Source organism: Cellulomonas sp. (assembly GCF_036279715.1).
Taxonomy (GTDB): Bacteria; Actinomycetota; Actinomycetes; order Actinomycetales; family Cellulomonadaceae; genus Cellulomonas_A.
The window spans coordinates 12,174-32,547 of sequence record NZ_DASUIR010000001.1 but is presented as its reverse complement, the minus strand read 5'-3'; the positions used below and the strand labels follow the sequence as shown (position 1 = coordinate 32,547).

Annotated in this window: 21 protein-coding genes; 10 read left to right on the top strand and 11 right to left on the bottom strand. The window is 73.1% G+C overall.

Translation table 11 applies throughout. From position 1 onward, the window contains the following. Positions 1-888, top strand: an 888-nt coding sequence (locus tag VFW79_RS00155; RefSeq protein ID WP_414647831.1) for a hypothetical protein, incomplete at its 5' end; no start/stop codon positions are given. Between the two features lie 11 nt (positions 889-899). Here VFW79_RS00155 and VFW79_RS00150 read toward each other — a convergent pair. After that, positions 900-1,661 (bottom strand): TIGR03089 family protein, encoded by a 762-nt coding sequence (locus VFW79_RS00150; protein WP_329675302.1) that lies wholly within the window; start codon positions 1,659-1,661, stop codon positions 900-902. Positions 1,662-1,860: 199 nt separating this feature from the next. On the opposite strand from VFW79_RS00150, the gene VFW79_RS16480 reads away from it, so the two are divergent. From VFW79_RS16480 to VFW79_RS00135, 3 genes are read left to right on the top strand one after another with little or no spacing between them, the layout of a single operon-like run. Beyond that, entirely contained in the window at positions 1,861-2,217 is a 357-nt protein-coding gene (locus VFW79_RS16480; RefSeq protein WP_414647830.1) for a WhiB family transcriptional regulator, read from the top strand. 36 nt (positions 2,218-2,253) lie between these two features. Beyond that, positions 2,254-5,856: a glycosyltransferase gene (locus VFW79_RS00140; RefSeq protein WP_329675301.1), complete on the top strand. Its 3,603-nt coding sequence runs from the start codon at positions 2,254-2,256 to the stop codon at positions 5,854-5,856. After that, entirely contained in the window at positions 5,853-7,451 is a 1,599-nt protein-coding gene (locus VFW79_RS00135) for a DUF5719 family protein (protein ID WP_329675300.1), read from the top strand. Before VFW79_RS00140 ends, VFW79_RS00135 begins: the two co-directional genes overlap by 4 nt. Positions 7,452-7,550: 99 nt before the next feature. Here VFW79_RS00135 and VFW79_RS00130 read toward each other — a convergent pair whose 3' ends face one another. From VFW79_RS00130 to VFW79_RS00120, 3 genes are all read right to left on the bottom strand, one after another. Further along, positions 7,551-8,096 carry an AMIN-like domain-containing (lipo)protein gene (locus tag VFW79_RS00130; protein WP_329675299.1) on the bottom strand — a complete coding sequence of 182 codons (546 nt, stop codon included), beginning with the start codon at positions 8,094-8,096 and terminating at the stop codon, positions 7,551-7,553. A 73-nt stretch (positions 8,097-8,169) separates the two neighbouring features. Continuing rightward, positions 8,170-8,736 (bottom strand): AMIN-like domain-containing (lipo)protein, encoded by a 567-nt coding sequence (locus VFW79_RS00125; RefSeq protein ID WP_329675298.1) that lies wholly within the window; start codon positions 8,734-8,736, stop codon positions 8,170-8,172. 71 nt (positions 8,737-8,807) lie between these two features. Next, positions 8,808-9,314 (bottom strand): AMIN-like domain-containing (lipo)protein, encoded by a 507-nt coding sequence (locus tag VFW79_RS00120; protein WP_329675297.1) that lies wholly within the window; start codon positions 9,312-9,314, stop codon positions 8,808-8,810. Between the two features lie 198 nt (positions 9,315-9,512). Between VFW79_RS00120 and VFW79_RS00115 the strand changes: the two genes are divergently transcribed. Then, entirely contained in the window at positions 9,513-10,661 is a 1,149-nt protein-coding gene (locus VFW79_RS00115) for an IS30 family transposase (RefSeq protein WP_329675296.1), read from the top strand. A gap of 277 nt (positions 10,662-10,938) precedes the next feature. On the opposite strand, the gene VFW79_RS00110 is transcribed toward VFW79_RS00115, so the two are convergent. The 3 genes from VFW79_RS00110 to VFW79_RS00100 all read right to left on the bottom strand — a co-directional run bounded on the left by VFW79_RS00110 (position 10,939) and on the right by VFW79_RS00100 (position 13,196). Then, complete coding sequence (locus tag VFW79_RS00110; RefSeq protein ID WP_329675295.1) at positions 10,939-11,490, bottom strand: hypothetical protein; 552 nt, start codon at positions 11,488-11,490, stop codon at positions 10,939-10,941. 375 nt (positions 11,491-11,865) lie between these two features. Then, positions 11,866-12,732, bottom strand: coding sequence for a glycosyltransferase family 2 protein (locus tag VFW79_RS00105; RefSeq protein WP_329675294.1), 867 nt, complete (start codon positions 12,730-12,732; stop codon positions 11,866-11,868). An 11-nt stretch (positions 12,733-12,743) separates the two neighbouring features. Next, a complete protein-coding gene (locus VFW79_RS00100; protein WP_329675293.1) occupies positions 12,744-13,196 on the bottom strand; it encodes a metallopeptidase family protein in 453 nt (150 codons plus the stop codon). Between the two features lie 63 nt (positions 13,197-13,259). On the opposite strand from VFW79_RS00100, the gene VFW79_RS00095 reads away from it, so the two are divergent. The 5 genes from VFW79_RS00095 to VFW79_RS00075 all read left to right on the top strand — a co-directional run bounded on the left by VFW79_RS00095 (position 13,260) and on the right by VFW79_RS00075 (position 16,758). Further along, a complete protein-coding gene (locus tag VFW79_RS00095) occupies positions 13,260-13,655 on the top strand; it encodes a DUF3499 domain-containing protein (RefSeq protein ID WP_329675292.1) in 396 nt (131 codons plus the stop codon). 4 nt (positions 13,656-13,659) lie between these two features. Continuing rightward, complete coding sequence (locus tag VFW79_RS00090; protein WP_329675291.1) at positions 13,660-13,971, top strand: hypothetical protein; 312 nt, start codon at positions 13,660-13,662, stop codon at positions 13,969-13,971. A 16-nt stretch (positions 13,972-13,987) separates the two neighbouring features. Beyond that, a complete protein-coding gene (locus tag VFW79_RS00085; RefSeq protein ID WP_329675290.1) occupies positions 13,988-15,484 on the top strand; it encodes a phosphomannomutase/phosphoglucomutase in 1,497 nt (498 codons plus the stop codon). A 1-nt stretch (position 15,485) separates the two neighbouring features. Beyond that, positions 15,486-15,704: a hypothetical protein gene (locus tag VFW79_RS00080; RefSeq protein ID WP_329675289.1), complete on the top strand. Its 219-nt coding sequence runs from the start codon at positions 15,486-15,488 to the stop codon at positions 15,702-15,704. A 91-nt stretch (positions 15,705-15,795) separates the two neighbouring features. Beyond that, entirely contained in the window at positions 15,796-16,758 is a 963-nt protein-coding gene (locus VFW79_RS00075; RefSeq protein ID WP_329675288.1) for a cation diffusion facilitator family transporter, read from the top strand. Here the strand turns inward: VFW79_RS00075 and VFW79_RS00070 are convergent. The 4 genes from VFW79_RS00070 to VFW79_RS00055 form a co-directional block, all read right to left on the bottom strand. Continuing rightward, positions 16,731-17,171: a hypothetical protein gene (locus VFW79_RS00070; protein ID WP_329675287.1), complete on the bottom strand. Its 441-nt coding sequence runs from the start codon at positions 17,169-17,171 to the stop codon at positions 16,731-16,733. The genes VFW79_RS00075 and VFW79_RS00070 overlap by 28 nt on opposite strands. Then, positions 17,168-17,752, bottom strand: coding sequence for a hypothetical protein (locus VFW79_RS00065; protein ID WP_329675286.1), 585 nt, complete (start codon positions 17,750-17,752; stop codon positions 17,168-17,170). Before VFW79_RS00065 ends, VFW79_RS00070 begins: the two co-directional genes overlap by 4 nt. A gap of 130 nt (positions 17,753-17,882) precedes the next feature. Continuing rightward, positions 17,883-19,547, bottom strand: coding sequence for an ABC-F family ATP-binding cassette domain-containing protein (locus VFW79_RS00060; RefSeq protein ID WP_329675285.1), 1,665 nt, complete (start codon positions 19,545-19,547; stop codon positions 17,883-17,885). 4 nt (positions 19,548-19,551) lie between these two features. Beyond that, on the bottom strand, positions 19,552-20,370 hold the full coding sequence (locus VFW79_RS00055; RefSeq protein WP_329675284.1) for an RDD family protein: 819 nt from the start codon (positions 20,368-20,370) through the stop codon (positions 19,552-19,554). Positions 20,371-20,374: the final 4 nt, after the last annotated feature.

The following is a 20,374-nucleotide window of genomic DNA, read 5'->3' as shown; positions in this document are numbered from 1 at the left end:
GGGACCGCGACGGTCCTGCAGGCGCTCGCCGCACGTCGGATGCCCGTCCACCCTCGGCTCGACCACGTCCTGGTGGGGCGACTCCTGAAGAGTCGGACCTATGTCGCCGGGCTGGTCCTCGTCGGGGCGGGGTCGGTCCTCTCCCTGGTCGCGCTGCGCACCCTGCCGCTGTTTGCTGTGCAGGCCGGGCGCGCCTCGAGCCTCGCGGTCGCAGCCGTCCTGGCGACTGTGATGCTGGGCGCACGGCTGCGATGGATCGACTACTCAGCCCTCGTGGGGATCGGGGCCGGGCTCGTCCTGCTCGCAATGTCGGTCGCGCCGTCGCCCGCCGGCCCGGCGGGAGCCGGCACCGAGGGCGTCCTCGCGGGGGCGGTCGTCGCGGCGGTCGTCGCGGCGGCGGTCGCGCTCCGGATGAGGTCGGCGTCGCGGGCCGGGCTGGTCATGGGCGCCATCGCGGGCGTGGCCTTCGCCGTGGTGGCGGCCGGCGCACGGACGCTCCCGAGCCTGGCGCCCGCGGCGCTCGTCGGCGACAAGGTCGTGTGGACGATGGGTGTCGCCGGCGTCCTGGGTCTCGCGATCAACGCGCTCGCTCTGCAGCGTGCGGCTGCGGTGGCCACGACTGCGCTCATGGTCGGGATCGAGACGACGCTCGGCGCGGGGCTCGGCATGGTGCTGGCGGGGGACCGGCCCGTCGCCGGTGCCGAGGTGCGCACCGCGATCGCGTTCCTGCTCGTTCTGCTCGGCACGGTCGCAATCGCGCGGTTTGCGTCCCCGGACGGCGTGCTGGTCGCTGCGGGGCTTGAGGCTGTCGAGGGTGAGCCGGTGCCGGCAGCGGACGAGCCGGCGGACGCGGCCATCGTCGTCGCGGGCGGACCGCCGGCCCTGTAGCGCGGTCCGCCTCAGCGACTCGCGGCCGTGGCCGTGATCCGCTCCGTGGCGACGAGCCGGTCGAGGCGAGCAGCGTCCGTGGCGAGCGCCTCCGACATGGTGGGGCCTGCGAGGACCACCGAGCCCGCCGACCGCAACGAGCGAAGCACGTCGCGCAGTGCGCGCGCCGTCCCGTCGGCGACGGATCCGGTCACCGACGTCGGCACGAACGTTCGCGCGTCGTCCGGGGCCTCGGCGTCGACAGCCCAGTCGATCAGCTGACCGTGCGTGACCTGCGAACCGGTCCCGACGAGCGCCGGCGCGGTCGGGTCGACCAGCGGCGCCCACCCGATGACGTCCCCGTAGGTCATCACCGCCGCGGCCGCATCGATCGCGCCGGCCGGCAGGCCAGTGCCGAACGTGCGGGCGAGTGCCGGCAGGGCGACCGCGACCACGGGAGCTGACCGGTCGAACTGCTCGGGCCGGTCGGTCACGACGACATCCACGTCGGACGACGACGGGTCCGACCTGAGCACCACGCAGGCCCCGACCCGCCATGCGGCGAACGCCCACACCACGGTCCGCCAGTGCGGGGGCAGGTCGACCAGGACGCGCACCCCAGGCCCGGCGTCGAACTCCTCGACGAGCAGGTTCGCGGTCTTGCTCACCCAGTTCTCGAGGACGGCTCCGGACAGCTCGATCCGCTCGCTGCCGTCGCCGTACCAGGTGAGACGTGGCCGACCGGGTTCGCGCTGGAGCGAGGCAAGGACGTCGGCAATCGTGGGCGAGGGCACCGTCACAGCGTAGGTCGTGCGGCGTGTCGCGGAACTTCACCCGACAAACCCCGACATCTAGCACAGCCCCGCTTGACGCGTGAGAACGACACGCGTGTAATTCATAAGAACCGTTTCAGATCAGCAACTGTCGCGGGGCGACGCATCCGTGCGTCGCACTCGCACATGGTGAACAGCACCATCGAGCACGGAGGAACCCATGTGGAATCTGCTCGACGACGACGGATCCTTCCCCTCCGACGCACGCCACGCCACGTCGATGACCGAGGCGCCGTCCAACGTCCTGCCGATCTTCGGCACCCCTCTGCCGGTCTTCGGCACTCCCGATGACGACGGCGTCATGGGGTGGCAGGAGCGCGCGCTCTGCGCGCAGACCGACCCCGAGGCGTTCTTCCCCGAGAAGGGCGGCTCGACCCGCGAGGCCAAGAAGGTCTGCACGGGCTGCGACGTCCGCTCCGAGTGCCTCGAGTACGCGCTTGCGCACGATGAGCGGTTCGGCATCTGGGGCGGGCTGTCCGAGCGCGAGCGGCGCAAGCTCAAGCGTCGTGTCGTCTGAGGTTTCTGGGCCGTCCGCGCGCATGATGTCGTGAGGATGACTGACTCAACGCTGACCACCCCCTCGCGCGCCGGCACCGCATCGTTGCGGCCCGTCGCCGCCGTGACGGCCGTCGTCGTGACCCACGGCGTGAGCCGGTACCTCGCCACGACGCTGGCCGCGCTCGCGGCGCAGACACGTGCGCCGGGCCGCGTCCTCGTCGTCGACGTCGGTTCGGAGCAGGACGCAGGTGTGTCGCGGGCCGCGGGCGACGCTTTCGCGGCACAGCCACCCGACAGCTCGTCGGACGGGCACGGTGTTCGCGCGCCCGAGGTCCTCGCGGTGCACGCTCCCGGTGCCCGGACGTTCGGCGACGCCGTCCAGCGTGCCCTCGCCGGTCTGACGTCCCACGTCCAGACCGCCGCGGGGCAACCGTGGTTGTGGCTCCTGCACGACGACAGCGCGCCCGAGCCGTCCGCGCTCGCCGAGCTCCTCCGCGCCGTCGAGAAGGCGCCGTCCGTCGCGATCGCAGGGGTCAAGCAGCGCACCTGGACCGACCCGCCCCGACTGCTCGAGGTCGGTGTCCGCACGTCCCGGTCGGGGCGACGCATGACCGGCATCGAGGATGCCGAGGTCGACCAGGGCCAGCACGACGGCCGTGACGACGTGCTCGGGGTCGGCATCGCTGGTGCTCTGGTCCGCCGTGACGTCTGGGACGCGCTCGGCGGCACCGATCCCGCGCTGGGCACGTTCGGCGACGGGCTGGACCTGTCACGGCGCGCGCGGCTCGCGGGGCACCGGGTCGTCGTCGTCCCGAGCGCTGCCGTGCGGCACGCGCAGGCCGGCTACCACGGGCTGCGCGACGCGCCCGTGGCGGACGTCGAGGTCGACGCGGACTCGGACGGCGTCCCCGACTCGGCGGATCCGCGCCGGTCGTTCGCCGCACGCCGACGTTCGCTGGTGCACCAGCGTCTGACGTCGGTGCCGCTCCCGCTGATGCCCGTCGTCGCGGTCCTGGCTGTCGTGGTCGGAGCGATCCGCTCGCTCGTCCGGGTGACGACCAAGGAGCCGGCCCTCGCGGTCACGGAGCTCGGGGCGCCGTTCGTGGCGCTGTCGCGCCTCGGGGCGATCGCCCGGTCCCGGACGCGCGCCCGTGCCACCCGGCGGCTCCCACGGCGAGCTCTGCGGCCCCTGCAGGCCACGTGGCGGGATGTCTGGTCGGAGTGGCGGGACCGCCGACTGGCACGCGCTGAGGCGCGGAAGGTCGGCCAGGCGCCGAGCGAGCTCGAGATGGGGGAGCTGGCCGCGCTCGCGTCGCGTCGCCGCGTCGGGCTGGCGAGTCTCGCGGCCGTCCTCGTGGGGGCGACGGCGCTCGCACTCGGGCAGCTGATCTCGGGTGTTGCAGGCGGTGCCTCGCTGATCGGTCCCGCGCTGGTGCCGAGCGCCGCTCGGCTCGCCGGTCTGTGGACCGCAGCGACCTCGGGCTGGGTGTCCGGAGGACTCGGCGCGCCGGGTCCGGCGGACGCGTTGCTCCTCGCGCTGGTCCCCGGCACCGCCGTGCTGGGGTCGTCGTCCGCGGCGGTCGCGAGCCTGCTGCTCGGCGCGGTCGTCCTCGCGGGCGTCGGCGCGTGGTTCGCGGCGGGGGCGGCGACGCGCTCGGTCGGCGTGCGCGCCTGGGCGGGGATCGCGTGGGCTGCCGCGCCCGCTCTGCTCCTCGGGCTCGGTGACGGGCGGATCGGCGCCGTGCTCGTGCACGTCATGCTGCCGTGGGTCGTGCTGGGGCTCGCGCGTGCGGTGGGCGTGCAGCGTGTGGACACCGTCGTCTCGGGCCTGGCCACCGCGCGGTGGAGGGACGACGACGTGGTCGACGACCCCGATCTCGACGCCAGCTGGCGGGCCGAGGTCGCGGCACACCGCGACGGGATCGAGCCGACCGAGGACGCCGACGACTCTCCAGGGCGCACCGACCGCGCCTCGTTCACCGAGCTGGCCGAGTCGACCGACCCGGTCGAGCGTGCCGATGGCGACGTGGGCGCTGAGCCCCTGCTGCGCGTCGGCGCGCCCACGCCCACGGGCTCCCTCGCCGCCGCGGCGGGCGCGGCCCTGGCCTTCGCCGCGGTCGTCGCCGGAGCACCCGCGCTCCTCGTCCCGGGCATGGTCGTGCTGCTGGCGGTCGCCCTCTGCGCCCCCCGGGGCCGGGTGCGGGTCCTCCTCGTGCCGCTGCCTGCGCTCCTGCTGCTCGGTCCGACGCTCGTCGAGGCTGCCGGTCGCGGTGTGGGCGGTCTGCGCCTGCTGCTCGCCGACCCGGGTCCCGCGCTCGGCTCGGTCGCCGCGAGCCCGGTGGCGCAGCTGCTCGGCGTGCCGGCCGCCGCCGGCCGCCTCGTGCCCGGTGGCCTGTCCGGCGTGCTGCGCGACGTGTGGCCGCTCGCTGTCGGCGGCGCGGTCCTGCTGCTCGCGCTGCTCGCCCTGCTGCGCGGGTCGCCCGTCGCGCGCGCGGTCCGGGTCGCGTGGCTCGCTGCCGCCGCCGGGCTGGCCGTCGCGGCGGTTGCCGGACTTGTGCCGGTCGCGGCGTCCGCCGGCGGTGCGGTGCACGGCTGGGCCGGGAGCGGTCTGTCGTTCGCGGGTGCCGGTCTGCTCGCGGCCGCGGTGATCGGGACCGACGGTCTGAGCGCGCGGCTGGCGCGGTCGTCATTCGGCTGGCGTCAGCCGGCTGCGGTGCTGCTCGCAGTCGTCGTGGTGGCCGCTCCGGTGGCCACGCTCGCCGCATGGTCGTGGCAGGCGAGGGCCGGCGACGCGACCGGGCTGGCCGCGCTCGACCGGCGCGTCGTGCCTGCCGTCGGGCAGCAGGCGCAGGCCTCGCCCACCGCATCCCGTGTCCTGGCACTCGCGGCCGGCGCTGACGGCGTGCTCACGTGGCAGCTCCTGCGGGGTGACGGTCCGCAGCTCGTCGACGAGTCCGCTGCCGTGCGCGCCCGCGGGTTGAGCGGCTCGCTCGGGGACGCCTCGATCGTCGCGGCCGACGCCGGCACGGCCGAGGTCGAGGACCTGGTCGCCCGTCTGGGCTCCGGGTCGAGCGGCGACGTGTCGTCGAACCTGTCCGCGCTCGCCGTCGCTGACGTGCTCGTGCCGCCCGCGAGCGGCGACGCGGATGCTGCCGCGCGGGCAGACCTCGTCGGTCGGCTCGACTCGACGGCGGGGCTCGAACGGATCACAGCGAACTCGTCCGGGGTGATCTGGCGGGTCCAGCCCGCTCCGGTCGCCGGAGTGGCGGCCGCCCCCGTCGTGAGCTCGTGGGCCCGGCTCGTGACCGCGCGGACCGCGGGCGCGGCTGACTCGGCAGGCGGCGCGACGGGCGCCGTCGCCATCGCCTCGGACGGACGCTCCGTCAACGTGCGGATCCCGGCGGGTACCCCAGGACGACTGATCGTGCTCGCCGAGCGGGCCGACGCGGGGTGGCACGCGACGCTCGACGGGCACCCGCTGCGCTCGGTGTCGGGCGGTTGGCGTCAGACCTTCGAGGTAGGGGCCGACGGCGGGCGGCTGGTCGTCGAGCTGCGGGCGCCGAACCGTGTCCCGTGGCTCGTCGCACAGGGCGTGGTGGGGCTGCTCACGGTCCTGCTGGCGGTGCCGGTGCGGCGACGGAAGGCGGGACGGCGATGACCGACGACGTGTTCGGTGACACCGGGTCGCGCGGCTGGCGAGGCCGGATCCTGCGGACAGTGACTGCCGTGGCAGTGCTGGGTCTCGTTGCGGCGGTCGTCGCGAGCCCGCGTCCGGCCCGTGCGGAGCTGGCCGGCGGGTCGGACGCCACGCTGGTCGCTGTGGCGCCTCCCCGCACGACCCTCGTGTGCGCCGGCCCGTTGATCCTGCCCCCTGCCGGTGGTGCTGACTCGGCCTTCAACCGCCTGCCGGTCGCGCCAGTGACACGCGTGGATGCCGTGACAGCGCCGGGCGCCGACGCGCCGGCAGCGACGGGCTCGCTCGCTCTGCTCGGCGCAGCGACGGCGACCGCGCAGCTGAACCCGTCGGCCGGACAGGCGTCCGCGGGCATCGCCGGACCGTCGGCGCCCGTCGTCGTCCAGGCCGACCCGGTGGGTTCTGACCCCGCACGCGCGGCGGGGGTCACGTCGGCGCTCGTGACCGCGGGCGACCTGCGCGGTCTCACAGCGTCGAGCTGCCAGCGCCCTGGAACCGACCTCTGGCTCGTCGGTGGCAGCACCGAGATCTCGAGCTCGGCTGATCTCGTCATCGACAACGCCGGGAGCACCTCGAGCGACGTGACCGTCGAGGTGTGGGGCCCGTCCGGCAAGGTCGAGCTGGCCGGCGGCGAGCACGTCCTCGTCGCACCCGGGAGCGAGCAGGTCGTCGGGCTCCCGGGGATCGCAGCCGAGCAGCGTCGGCTCGTCGTGCACCTGGCCGCGGCCGGGGGGAACATCGCCGCGCACGTGCAGGACTCGATGCTGCGCGGCTTCACGCCCGCCGGAACCGACCTCGTCGTGCCCGGCGCAGCCCCCGCAACGCGTCAGGTCGTGTCCGGCATCGTCGTGGGCGCCTCGACGGTCGACGACGCCGACGCTGCGGTCCTGCGGGTCCTTGTGCCGGGGGTCACGGCGGCCACCGCCCAGATCACGATGCTCGGTGCGGACGGGGTCGTCGCGCTGCCCGGGGCGGACTCGATCGACGTCGCCCCCGGCGAGGTGACGGACGTCCCGCTGGGTGGGCTGCCAGCCGGCGCGTACACGGCGGTCGTCGACGCACCCGTGCCTCTCGTCGCAGCGGCGATGATCACCCGACCCGGGCTGCCGGGCGAGCTCGACGACACCCCGACGCTCGAGCGCGCCTGGGCGGCGTCTGCGGCGTCCGGGGCCGCGAGCATCGTCGCCGTCCCTCGCGCAACGGCCGCGAACCTCGTGCTCGGCGCGGTCGCGGGCGGCGTCGACCCCTCCGCAGGCGGCGAGGTGACAGCGAACCTGCGGGTGCTCGGCGCGGATGGCGCCATGGTGACGGAGCGCACGGTCAGTGTCGCCGCGGGCAGCACGACCCTCGTCGATGTCGCGAGCCTCGGCCTCGGGGTCACCGGGATCGAGCTCGAACCCGCGGGCGACAACCCCGCGGGCGTGACTTTCGTGTGGTCACTGCTCGTGACCGTCACGCAGGCGGACGGCGTGCTCGTGTCTGTGGTCCTGCCGACGCCGGACGGTCAGGACGTCACGCAGGTCCCCGTCCGCGCCGGGACACGCCTCGGTCTCGGCTGAGCGCTCGACGTCCTGCGCCCAGCCGCGCCCGTGCGTCCGACGCACGTCGTCACCACCGGGCGTCGTCGGCAGTGGGCGTCCTCACCAGCGCCGACACGGTCACCAGCGGTGCGCGACGTCCACCACGATCCGGGACCCGCTGCCTGGCCCGGCGAGCGTGAACACCCGGAACGGCAGACGTGCGCGCACGCCGAGGCCGATGGTGGTGTACCCCTCGAACGAGCCGCCCCAGGCGACCTGCCGGAACGTCCGGTACCACGTGACGTTGGTGAGCTGCTTCGGGTTGGCCGGCGTGTACGTCCCCTGCCCGGTGTCGACGTTGTACGCCGGGTTGTGGACGACGATCTGGAGGAACGCGCCTCCGCGCAGCGCGATCGAAAAGCCCGAGCCCTCTGCGGAGACCTGGCGGACGTACCCGACCGTGTAGCCACCCGCCGGGCCGGCCACGTCGATGACCAGCCTGTCGTAGCACGCGTGGCGGCCGGTGCGGATCCCGGTGATCGGCGCGCTCGACATGGCGGAGGCCGTCTTGGTGAGCGACCCCCAGCGGATGCCGCAGTACGGGGCCGCCTGGGCCGGCGAGGCGAGAGTGACGCCTGCGGCGGCCAGGAGGACGACCAGGAGGATCCTGACGATGCGTCTCATCGCTGTTCCTTCCACTCAGCTGTTCCGGATCGGCGGCGCCCGGCCGGGGCCGTGTGAGGTCGATGCCTGAGGCTCACCAGCGGTGGGCGACGTCGACGACGAGGCGGGTGCGACCGTCCGGACCGTCGAGGGTGAACACCCGGAAGGGCAGGCGCGCGCGCACCCCGATTCCCAAGATCGCGTACCCCTGGTACCCGGAACCTCCGGCGACCTGCCTGAACGTCCGGTAGTGCGACACGTTGGCGAGCTCGGAGACGTAGTGCCAGCGCGGCTGGTAAGTCGGAGTGCCCGCGCTGTCCGTCGTTGCCAGGTTGACCGTGATCGAGAGGGTGATGCGCCCTCGCAGGTCATCACCGCTCGAGCTTGCTCCGTCGAAGATTCCTCGTTCGCCCACCCTGGTGCCGGTGTAGCCGACCCAGTAGCCACTGATCGAGCCAGCAACATCGACCACGAGCCGGTCGTAGCACGCGTGCCGACCGGTTCGCACCCCCAGGAAGGTGCCGTTCGCTGTCCCCTCGGCGGTCTTCGCGAGCGAGCCCCAGCGGATGCCGCAGTACGGCGCCGCTTGGGCCGGCGAGGCGAGGGTCACCCCCGTAGCGGCGAGGAGGAGGACCAGGAGAATCCTGACGAGCCGTTTCATCGCTGTTCCCTCCGAACTGAGTCGGAACCGCGGCGCCCGGACGGTGCCGCTGCACATCGGTGCCCGAGAGCTCACCAGCGGTGGGCGACGTCGATGACGAGGCGGGACCCGCCACCGGGTCCGTCGAGCGTGAACATCCGGAAGGGCAGTCGCGCGCGCACATCGAGGCTGATGATGGCGTTCTTCATGAGCCCGCCGCCGCGTACGGCCCGGAAGGTGCGGTACTTCGAGAAGCCGGTCAGCACGAAGTTGTTGTCGTTGCCGAAGGTGAAGTGACCGGCGGGGTCGATCATGGCGGCGTCCACATTGATCTGGAGGTGAGCGAACTCGGTCCTCGAGGTCGTCTGCTTGGGCATGTACTGGACCTCGTAGCCGTCGACCTTGCCGGCGACGTCGATCACCAGGCGGTCGTAGCACGCGTGGCGTCCGGCACGCACCCCCGTGATCGAGCCGATCGACGTGGCGGAGGAGTACTTCTGGAGCGAGCCCCAGCGGATGCCGCAGTACGGAGCCGCTTCGGCGGGGGAGGCGACGGACATCGTCGCCACGGCGAGGACGACGACCAGCAGCACCCTCATGAACCGCTTCATCGCGGCATCCCTCGCTCGATCACGTGCAGTCCGTGCGACCGGTTCGGCCCGACGGCCGACGCGGTCGGCGCAGGGGTTCCGGCGTCGCCGTGCTGCCCTGCCAGGCTATCGCTGCCAGGCCACGAAATCGATGGCGGTCTCAACCGGTCAACGCACCACCCGGGGAGGATTGATCCGGAGGTGCGTGTGGCGTTCACGAACGAGCAGGAGATCGAGTTGTGGGGGCAGTGGAGGCGCGGTGAGTCAAGCCGTTTGATCGCGAGAGTGCTGCGCACGAACCCGTCCGCGGTGCGCGCGCACCTGGCCCAGCATGGCGGTGTCCGCCCGCTGGCTCGTCGGCGCAGTGCCCGGCACTTGAGCGTCGAGGAGCGCGAGGAGATCACGCGCGGGATCGCTGCCGGCCTGCCGAGCCGGGCGATCGCAGCAAGGATCGGCCGTTCCCCGTCGACGGTCTCACGCGAGATCGCCAGGAACGGCGGCCGTTCGCGCTACCGAGCCGCGCCCGCTGAGATGGCGGCGTGGGACAGGGCATGTCGGCCGAAGCCGTCAAGGCTTGCTTCCTGCGCGGACCTTTTGCAGTTGGCGCGGGAACGGTTGGAGCTGGACTGGTCGCCGGAGCAGATCGCGCACTGGCTGAGACGCGTCCACCCAGACGACCCGGAGCTGCGGGTCTCGCACGAGACGATCTACCGCACGATCTACGTTGCCGCCCGCGGTGAACTCGGCCGCCGGCCCGCGAAGCACCTGCGCTCGGGCCGGTCGGTGCGCCATCCGAGGAAGGTGAAGCAGTCGCACGGGCGCGGGGTGCTGAGGAACATGACCTCGATTCGGGAACGCCCCGCTGTCGTGACGGCGCGTGCCGAGGTCGGGCACTGGGAAGGCGACCTGGTGATGGGCAAGCGACCCTCCGCGGTCGCCACGCTCGTCGAACGCACCACTCGATATGTGCGGGTCGTGCCGCTGCCGGACGGGTACAAGGCCGACGCCGTGCGCCGCGCGATCGCCGCCGACCTGCGGCAGCTTCCACCGTGGATGCGCAAGTCTTTGACGTGGGACCGCGGGCGCGAGATGGCCGAGCACCAGGAGCTGGCCGCTGATCTCGGCCTGGAGGTGTACTTCTGCGACCCGCGCTCACCGTGGCAGCGGGGGTCGAACGAGAACACCAACGGCCTCCTGCGTCAGTACCTGGCCAAAGGCGCGGACCTGCGACAGTTCTCGCTGCGGGACCTCGACGACATCGCCGCCCGGGTCAACACCCGGCCCCGCCGCGTCCTCGATTGGGCAACCTCGGCCGAACTGTTCCTCCCGCACGTGCGCGCACGGTACGTCTCGTAAAGGGATGGCTCACCAGGCAAGAACGCACGCCCCCATCGCGGCAGTAGCGGGCGCTCGAAGTGCGGGCGCCCGACGAGTGGACACCAAGGGAGCGCGCGGTTGCCCGCGTGCCCTCCTGGTGTCGTTCCTCTGGGTTGGGTAGATGTCGTCGGGTGTGTTGCCGGTGATGCTGGCACCCTCGTTCACGGCCAGTACCGGGTTCGGCTTGCCACTGATGACGTCGTTGAAGACTCCGCCCCCGTGTCCGCGACGCGTGGTACGGACCCGGCGGAGGCTCTCAGCGGACCTTCGTGGCCCGCACGTTCCAGCCGCTGAAGTCGTAGAAGTAGTGCGTGTCCGCGCCGATGGTCAGCGGGTCGCTTTCGATCGTGAGTTCGACATGGACTGGGCCGGCGCTGAACTTGCCGGTGCTGGAGTAGACCCACTGGGTGCCGCCAACCGGGTAGGCGTACTGCGTCGACCAGGGCCACGGTGCTTCGCTGTAGCCCTCCCACGACATGATGGCGGGGTCGTTGGTGTAGCAGACGCTGGCGATACCGGAGTCGTAGCTCGCCGTGACCACCTTGCCCCTGCCGACGTACTGGGTCGCGACCCAACTCTTGCTGACGAACACCGTCGTGTTGGCCTGGATGTTCTCCGCGCCGCCGTAAGCGTCGGCGACCGCCGCCGTGCAGTCGAGCGTGCCGCTGATGGTGATGCCGCCGTAGCGGTTGACGAGCACGGTGTCGACGGTCGCGTCGAAACTGTGCTCGTAGCCTTCGGCTGACGCGCTGCCGAGCGGAAGAACCGTCGTCGCGATCGTCGCCAGGAGCGTTGCCGAGACCGCCATGGCCCTCCGGAGCCGTGTGTTCTTCATGGTTGTCGCCTCGCTTCCGCCCCGACGAGGCCGGAGCATCCCTCCCGCACTTTCAGGCTCCTACGAGGGTGCGCAGCGCCCAAGGGACGAAGGTCCCCGCTCGCACGCCCATCCTGGAGATGAATGCGCCCTGTCATCGGCCATCGGCAGATCCGGTCGTGTCTTGTCGACCGTCCGCTGTCCCGATCGAGGGACGCTGACCGGACCATGCTGTCCGAAAGCCGACGGTCTACCGCGCCATCCAACGAGCAGGAGGCACGCCAGTCGCTACCCTCGACTCAGAGCCGGTGGTGCGTTGACCGGTTGAGACCGCCATGCGAAACGGACAGGGCCGGGCGATGCGGCCCGTCACCGTGCGGCGCGCAGCTCCACGAGCTCGCGGGCTTTCAGACCGATCCGCAGTGCGACCCGCACGGGCCACTCGAACCATCGGTCGTAGCGCCCGGTCAGGTAGCGCGTGGCGCTCGCGTGGTGCGCCGAGATCATCGTCGCGGGCCGTTCACGCCAGGACGTCCCGCCCACGTGCGTGACCTGGGCGGACGGGACGTAGACGTTGCTCCACCCGGCGCGCCCGAGCCGCTCGCCGAGGTCGAGGTCCTCGAAGAACATGAAGTACGACGGGTCGAACCCCCCGACCCCCTCGAACGCCTCCCGGCGCAGCAGGAGGCACGCCCCGGACAGCCAACCTGCGGTCCGCTCGGCGCCGACCTGCTGCTGACGGCGCTGGTAGGCGCGCGTCCAGGGGTTGCCGGGCCAGATGCGGCCGAACAGCGCGTGCCCGGCACCCTGGGTGAGGGACGGCAGCTCGCGGGCGGACGGGTAGACGGTTCCGTCGGTGTTCAGCAGCGCCGGCCCCAGCGCGCCGGCCTGGGGGAGCCGGTCGGCGGCGTCGAGCAGTACGTCGAGCGAGCCGGGGTGCCAGACGATGTCGGGGTTGACCACGACGATCCACGACTGCTCCGCACCGCGCGCCCCGAGGTTCGCTGCGACCCCGTACCCGAGGTTGGCGCCCGGCGCCACGACCCGGCCACCGTGCGCCTGGGCCACCCGGCGGGACTCGCTGTCGTCCGTGCCGTTGTCGACAAGGACCAGCTCGAGGGGCGCCGTCGTGGCCTGTCCGAGCGACGCAGCGAAGTCCTCGAGCTCAGAGCCGGGGTGGTAGACGACGCAGACGACGCGGACTGCGCGGGGATGGGTCGGTCCGGCGGTGCTCATCGTCGTCCAGGTTAGTGCCCGTCCGAGTACCCCGGGTCCACGTCGTCGGGCGAGCGGCCGAGGAGGTGCGCGACCTGTTCGACGACGACGTCGTGCACAAGGTCGGCGAGGTCGTCGTGGTCGAGTGCGCGGGTCTCGAGCGGACGGCGGTAGACGACGATGCGAGCGGGGAGCCCGGCGTCGGCGGGGAAGTACCGGCCGAGCGGGACCCCGCCGCGCTCCCAGGGTGCGGGGTTGGACGGCGGGACGTCCTCGACGGCGAACTCGGTGCCCTCGAGCTGGCGCGACCACTGCTTCTCCAGCCCCTCGACCGCACCGAGCACCAGCTCGTCGAAGCGCCGAGCACGCGACCGGTACGCGGGCACCGTCGCCGGCAGCAGCGGTCCGCGCGGTCCGCGTCCACGACGGTCGCGGCGCCGGACGGGACGGGGCTCGACAGGCTCGTGGGGGACGGGGGAGCTCACCTCGGCACTGTAACGCGGCGTGCCCGTGCACTGCGGTCGCGCGCGCGGCGGTACGGTCAGCCTGTGAGATCCGTCCGACAGTGTTCGCGCCCGGCGTGCGTCCGGTCGGCCGTCGCCACCCTGACCTATGTGTACGCGGACTCGACCGCGGTCCTCGGTCCGCTGTCGACCACGGCCGAGCCGCACTCCTACGACCTCTGCACGGAGCACGCCGCGAGGCTGACGGCACCCCGGGGCTGGGAGGTCGTCCGGTTGACGCCCGACTTCGTCGAGGTGGGGCCGAGCAAGGACGACCTGCTGGCGTTGGCCGACGCCGTGCGCGAGGCCGGTCGGCCGCGAGCGGCCACCCGAGCTGCCGTCGTCGAGCCCGCAGGTCGGCTCGCACCGGCCTCGGCGCTGGCCGAGGGCAGTGCACCGCGTCGTGGTCACCTGCGCATCCTGCGCGGGGACGAGGGCTGAGCGGGTGCCATCCACGAGGAGTGGCGCCGCGGCCTCGGACGAGCCCGGCCGCAAGCCGCGCGCACGCAAGCCGGCCGTCGCGTCGGAGCCGCTGGGCTCCCTCAGCCAGGGTGATGACCTGGCCGGCCTCGGCGGGTCGGAGTGTCGGTCGTGCCGGGGGACGCTCCTCACGCAGCTGCGGATGGTGCTCGGTGACGGCACGCCCGTCGTGTTCGTGTCGTGCCACCAGTGCGAGGAACGGACCTGGTTCGCGCTCGACGGCACGGGCGACGAGCTGACCCGCGAGGACGTGCTCGAGCGCAGCGCCAAGCGGTGACCAGTAAAGTCGCCGCGTGCCCACGAATGACGCAGTGACCGCTGCCGCGGGGCCCGCGCCTGACCTGTCGGGCCTCATCAAGGCCTACGACGTGCGCGGCGTCGTGCCGGACCAGCTCAACACGGAGGTCGCACGAGTGATCGGAGCCGCCTTCGCCGACGTCGTCGTCGTCCCTGAGTCGTCGGCGGGCCAGCGTCCGCAGGCCGTCCTCGCCCATGACATGCGCGCGTCGGGCCCCGAGCTCGTCGCGGCGTTCACCGGTGGCCTGGCCCTGCGCGGGGTCGACGTGACCCTGATCGGGCTCGCGTCGACGGACGGTCTGTACTACGCGTCGGGCCTGCTCGGCATCCCGGGTGCGATGTTCACCGCGAGCCACAACCCGGCCGAGTACAACGGCATCAAGATGTGCCGCTCGGGTGCCCGTCCGGTCGGTCAGGACTCGGGCCTGGCGGACGTCCGCGACCTCGCGGCCCAGTACCTCGCCCGCGGCGTCCCGTCGCTGCCCGACGACGGCGCTGCGGGCAGCGTCACGGAGCGCGACCTGCTCGCGGACTACGCGCGATTCCTCCGCTCGCTCGTGGACCTGTCGGGCATCCGCCCGCTCAAGGTCGTCGTCGACGCGGGCAACGGCATGGCAGGGTTCACCGCGCCGGCCGTGCTCGGGTCAGGCGCCGGCCTCCCCGCGCTACCCCTGGACGTCGTCCCGCTGTACTTCGAGCTCGACGGCACGTTCCCGAACCACGAGGCGAACCCGCTCGAGCCCGCGAACCTGCTCGACCTGCAGGCCGCTGTCGTCGCCCACGGCGCGGACATCGGCCTCGCGTTCGACGGCGACGCGGACCGCTGCTTCGTGGTCGACGAGCACGGCGACCCGGTCAGCCCGTCGGCGATCACCGCGCTCGTCGGGCTGCGGGAGATCGCCCGGGAGCAGGCCGCGGGTCGCACGCCGACGATCATCCACAACCTCATCACGTCTCGCGTCGTCCCCGACCTGGCACGCGCCGCAGGTGCCACCGTGGTGCGCACGCGGGTCGGGCACTCGTTCATCAAGGCCGAGATGGCGCAGCACGACGCCGTGTTCGGCGGTGAGCACAGCGCGCACTACTACTTCCGCGACTTCTTCTTCGCGGACACGGGCATGCTCGCCGCGCTGCACGTGCTGGCAGCGCTCGGTGGCCAGCCCCACCCGCTCTCCGCCCTGGCCGAGCAGTACCAGCCGTACGCCGCGAGCGGCGAGATCAACTCGCGCGTCGCGGACGTCCCGGCGGCGCGGGCGCGCGTCGTCCAGGCGTACGTCACCGACCAGGGCGCCGGGCCGGTCGAGGTCGACGAGCTCGACGGGCTCACCGTCTCGCACTGGGGCACCTCGCCGCAGTGGTGGTTCAACCTCAGGGCGTCCAACACCGAGCCCCTGCTGCGGCTCAACGTCGAGGCCGCCGACGAGGACATCATGGTCAAGGTGCGCGACGACGTCCTCGCGCTCGTGCGCGCCGGCCTGACCGAAGGGATCTGACATGACATCGAACGACGCTCGCGAGGCCGCCCCGAGTCTTGAGCCGTGGCTGCGCGACATCTTGCGGTGCCCGGTCACGGGCGCCGCGCTGGTCGACGGCGTCGGGCCCGACGGCTCGCCCGAGCTGCACTCGACCGACCCCGACAACCCGCTGGCCTACCCGGTGCGAGACGGTATCCCGGTGCTCCTCGCCGACGACGCTCGCCCGCTCGCCCGCTGAGCTCGCCTCGCTCGCACCACGCTCGCTCGCACCGAACCTCGCCCGCACCAGACCGCGCCCGACCGCACGTCGGTGCTGACAGGAGACTCCCATGGCCCATGACGGCGGTAGCAGGGCGATCATCGCGGCGCTCGGTGCCAACCTCGGCATCGCCGCGACGAAGCTGGTCGCGTTCCTCCTGACGAGCTCGAGCTCGATGCTCGCCGAGTCCGTGCACTCGTTCGCCGACTCCGGCAACCAGCTCCTGCTCCTCGTCGGCGGCCGGCGGGCACGACGCGAGGCCGACGAGGCGCACCCGTTCGGGTACGGACGCGAGCGCTACCTGTACGCGTTCATCGTCTCGATCGTGCTGTTCAGCATCGGCGGGCTGTTCGCGCTGTACGAGGCCTGGCACAAGTGGGCCGACCCGCACCCGATCGACTCGTGGCAGTGGGTCGCGCTCGCGGTCCTCGTCGCGGCGATCGGCATGGAGGGGTACTCGTTCCGGACCGCCATCCACGAGTCCAACCGGACCCGAGGTGGGCAGTCGTGGGTGCAGTTCGTCCGGTCGGCCAAGGCCCCGGAGCTGCCCGTCGTCCTGCTGGAGGACGCCGGCGCGCTCGTCGGCCTGGTCTTCGCGCTCGCGGGCGTCACCCTGACGCTCGTCACCGGGAACGGCCGCTGGGACGCCGCAGGGACCGCGAGCATCGGGGTGCTGCTCGTCGTCATCGCCGTCGTCCTCGCGCTCGAGACGAAGTCCCTGCTGCTCGGTGAGTCCGCGACGGCCGACGCCGTCCGCGCGATCGAGACCGCACTGCTGGGTGAGGGTGTCGTCTCGGTGATCCACCTGCGTACCCTGCACCTCGGCCCCGAGGAGCTGCTGGTCGCCGCGAAGATTGAGGTCGACGGCGCCGAGACAGCCGCGCAGGTGGCGGTGACGATCGACGCGGCCGAGCAGCGCGTGCGCGCGGTCGTCCCGATCGCCCGGATGATCTACCTCGAACCCGACCTCCGGCGCGTCGGGCGGGCCGCCGCGGGCGACGCCGCTCAGTCGGGCGGCACCGCAACCCTCTGACGCCGGGTCAGCTGCCCGGTGAGGAACGTCTCGACGACGGACGCCGGGAACCCCGTGGCGTCCAGCACGAGCTCGGGCAGCGGCTCGGCCCCCCAGCGGGCGAGCTCACGCTGCAGGGCGGCCCGCCACACAGCACCGTCGGGTACCTGGGCCAGGGCGAGCACGACGACCACGAACCCGGCGCGCGCGTAGTCGGCGGCGTCCCGGGCGACCCCGGTGACGCCCTGGCCCTCCTCGGGGTCGCCCGCTACGTGCGACGGGAGCTGCAAGAGCCCGAACCCGCACCGGCCGAGGGTCGCGAGCAGGTCGGGCGGCGCGAGCTCGAGGTAGGCGTAGCGCGGCGCGTCCGGGTTGACCAGGCAGTCGGGGACGAGGGCGACGCCTCGCACGGCCGCGTCCACGGGCAGGCTCATCCGTCGAACCTCGTGGCGGACTGCCGCAGGAACCGCCGCAGCTCGTGCACGGCGAACGGCATCTCGACGTCCATGAGGCCGACGTCGAACCCGGTGGCCCGGGGGAACGGCAGTCCCGCGTCGGCGAAGGCCGCGCGCAGCACCTCGATCCAGACGCCCTCGCCCGGCACCGGGACCGGGTCGTCGACCGTGGTCGGCCGACCGCCCCAGCCGGCCTCGCCTGACGTGGTGCGGACCCCGCACGACGGGCTGCCGTCGGCGCCGATGATCACCGCGTCGTACCCCGCGGCCCTGAACTGCTCGACCTGGCGCAGGACAGGCCCGGCCAGCCGACGGCAGTGCGCCCGGAACCCGGGGGTGTCGAGCATCTCGCGGGACTGCCACCATCGTCGGACGCCCAGATGGCCGACCTCGGCAGCCGGCAGCTGGACCAGCTCGCACCCGAGGTCGCGCAGCGTGCTCACGACGGGCTGCACGGGTCCACGCGACGCAGGGTGCCGGCCCGCGTCCGCCGCGGGGTTCAGCAGGCTGTGCGTGAGGAACGCGACCTGTCGGGTCATGACGTCCGGTTCGAGCTCCATGGCCGCCTCCTAGCCGAGGCCATGAGCATCTACCAGCGCAGTTACCCCCGCGCGGCGCCCGTGTGACATCCGTGTGACGAGGCCCGGCGCCGACGCGGGGTCGACGCGGTCGTGCTGGTCACCGGCGGGCTCAGAGCTCGCGGACGCTGCCCGCGTCGACGACCCAGCGCCGGTTGACGCTCACGGCCTCGAGCATCCGCCGGTCGTGCGTGACGAGCAGGAGGGTCCCGGTGTAGCCCTCGAGCGCCGCCTCGAGCTGCTCGATGGCGGGCAGGTCGAGGTGGTTGGTCGGCTCGTCGAGCACGAGCAGGTTCACGCCGCGAGCCTGGAGGAGCGCGAGCGCGGCCCGGGTCCGTTCGCCGGGCGACAGCGTCGTGACGGGTCGGAGCACGTGGGCTGCGCGCAGGCCGAACTTCGCGAGCAGCGTCCGGACCTCGCCGTCCGGCCAGTCGGGCACCTCGCGCGCGAACGCCTCGAGCAAGGGAGCCTGGGCTCCGGCGTCGAGCTGCGCGCGCGCCTGGTCGACCTCACCGATCGCGACGCTCGACCCGAGCGACGCAGCGCCGGCGGTGAGCGGTGCACGCCCGAGGAGCGCGTGCAGCAGCGTGCTCTTGCCCGACCCGTTGACACCCGTGATCGCGATCCGGTCGCCCGCGTCGACCTGCAGGTCGACCGGGCCGAGAGTGAAGGCGGCGCCACCGTCGGTCCGCTCGCCGAGGCGCACGACGGCCCCCCGCAGCGTCGCGACGACGCTCGAGCTGCGCGGCGCGGCGGCGATCTCGTACTGCAGCTCCCACTCCTTGCGCGGCTCGACGACCTCCTCGAGCCGTTCGATCATCCGGTCGGTCTGGCGGGCCTTCGCAGCCTGCTTCTCCGAGCCCTCGCGGCGGGCGTTGCGCAGGAGCTTGTCCGGGTCGCTCGCCTTGCGGACCGCGTTGCGCACGCCCTTGTCCATCCAGCCGCGCTGCATGCGACCGCGTGCCTCGAGCGACGAGCGGCGGTCGGCGTACTCGTCGTACTCCTCGCGCGCGTGCTGCCGCGAGCGGGCGCGCTCCTCGAGGTAGGCGTCGTACCCGCCTCCGTACACCGCGACCTGCTGCTGCGCGAGGTCGAGCTCGACGACGCTCGTCACGCACCGCGCCAGGAACTCGCGGTCGTGGCTCACGACGACGATCCCGGCCCGCTGCGCGCCGACGAACGACTCGAGCCGGGCCAGCCCGTCGAGGTCGAGGTCGTTGGTCGGCTCGTCGAGCAGCAGGACGTCGAATCGGGACAGGAGCAGCGCCGCGAGACCGACGCGAGCCGCCTGCCCGCCGGAGAGCCCCGTCATCGGGTGGGACGGGTCGACGTCGAGGCCCAGGTCGGCAAGCACCGCACCGGTCCGCTCGTCGAGGTCGGCGGCGCCGATCATCATCCAGCGGTCGAACGCGAGGGAGTACGCGTCGTCGGCACCGGGGCCGCCGTCGGCGAGACCGGCGGCGCTCTCGTCGAGCGCGTGCTGCGCGGCGCTCACCCCGGTGCGCCGCGCGAGGTGGGCCGCGACCGACTCTCCCGGGATGCGCTCGGTCTCCTGCGGCAGCCAGCCCACCAGGGCGTGCGCGGGCGACAGGCTCACCGACCCGTCGTCGGGCGGGCGGAGCCCCGCGAGCAGGCGCAGCAGGGTCGACTTGCCGGCGCCGTTCGCGCCGACGAGCCCGACGACGTCGCCGGGTGCCACCACGAGGTCCAGCCCGGAGAACAGCGTGCGGTCGGCGAGCAGGACGGCAAGGCCGCGGCCGACGAGGGTTGCTGTCATGGCGTCAGTCGACCGGGTCGGGGACGGCGTGCGGCAGGCGCGCGAGCATGGCGCTCTCGGCGGCCGCGCGCTGCTCCGACCGGAGTGCGGCGGCGTGCTCTCGGTCGCGACGTTCGGCGAGCACCGCGGCGAGGAAGTACTCGGGGTGGGTCCCGGCCGGCGGCAGCGGTGCGACGTACCGCGCGACCTGCGTCGCGAGGTCGGTCCCGAGCTGCACGCGGGAGGCCGGGTGAAGCGTGCTCGTGCGCCCGAGGAACTGTCGGACGCTGAGCGCGAGCCCGTCGGGGAGCCGACGCACGTCCGCGCTGTGCGCCCATGCGGCGAGCTGCGGTGGCATGTCGATCGCCGCGCGGGTCGGGGCACGTCCTCGGAGCCGGATCGCGTACGTGCCCGCCAGCACGTCGCCGACGCGCTTGCCCTGGGGGTGCACGATCGAGCAGATCAGCGCGACCGACCCGACGGTCAGCCACAGCTCGCCCACGCCGACGAGCGCGCGGATGAAGGCTTGCCGGAACCGGACCGGGCCGCCGTCGTCGCGCACGATCCGGATGCCCATCGCGAGCTTGCCGAGCGAGCGGCCTCGCGTCGCGGTCTCGACCGTGGTCGGCAGCACGACGGTCACGACGGCGATGAGCACCACGGACAGGATCCGGGCGCCGGTCGAGGTCAGGCTCAGCGGCGTCTGCGCGACGAGGATCACGACGGCCAGGCCGGCGACCGCGAGCGCGGCGACGTCGATCAGGGAGGCCAGGAACCGGGACGCGAACGACGTCGGGCGTGTGTCGAGCAGCACGCCTTCACCGGTGACGATGCCCTCGTCCATCGGC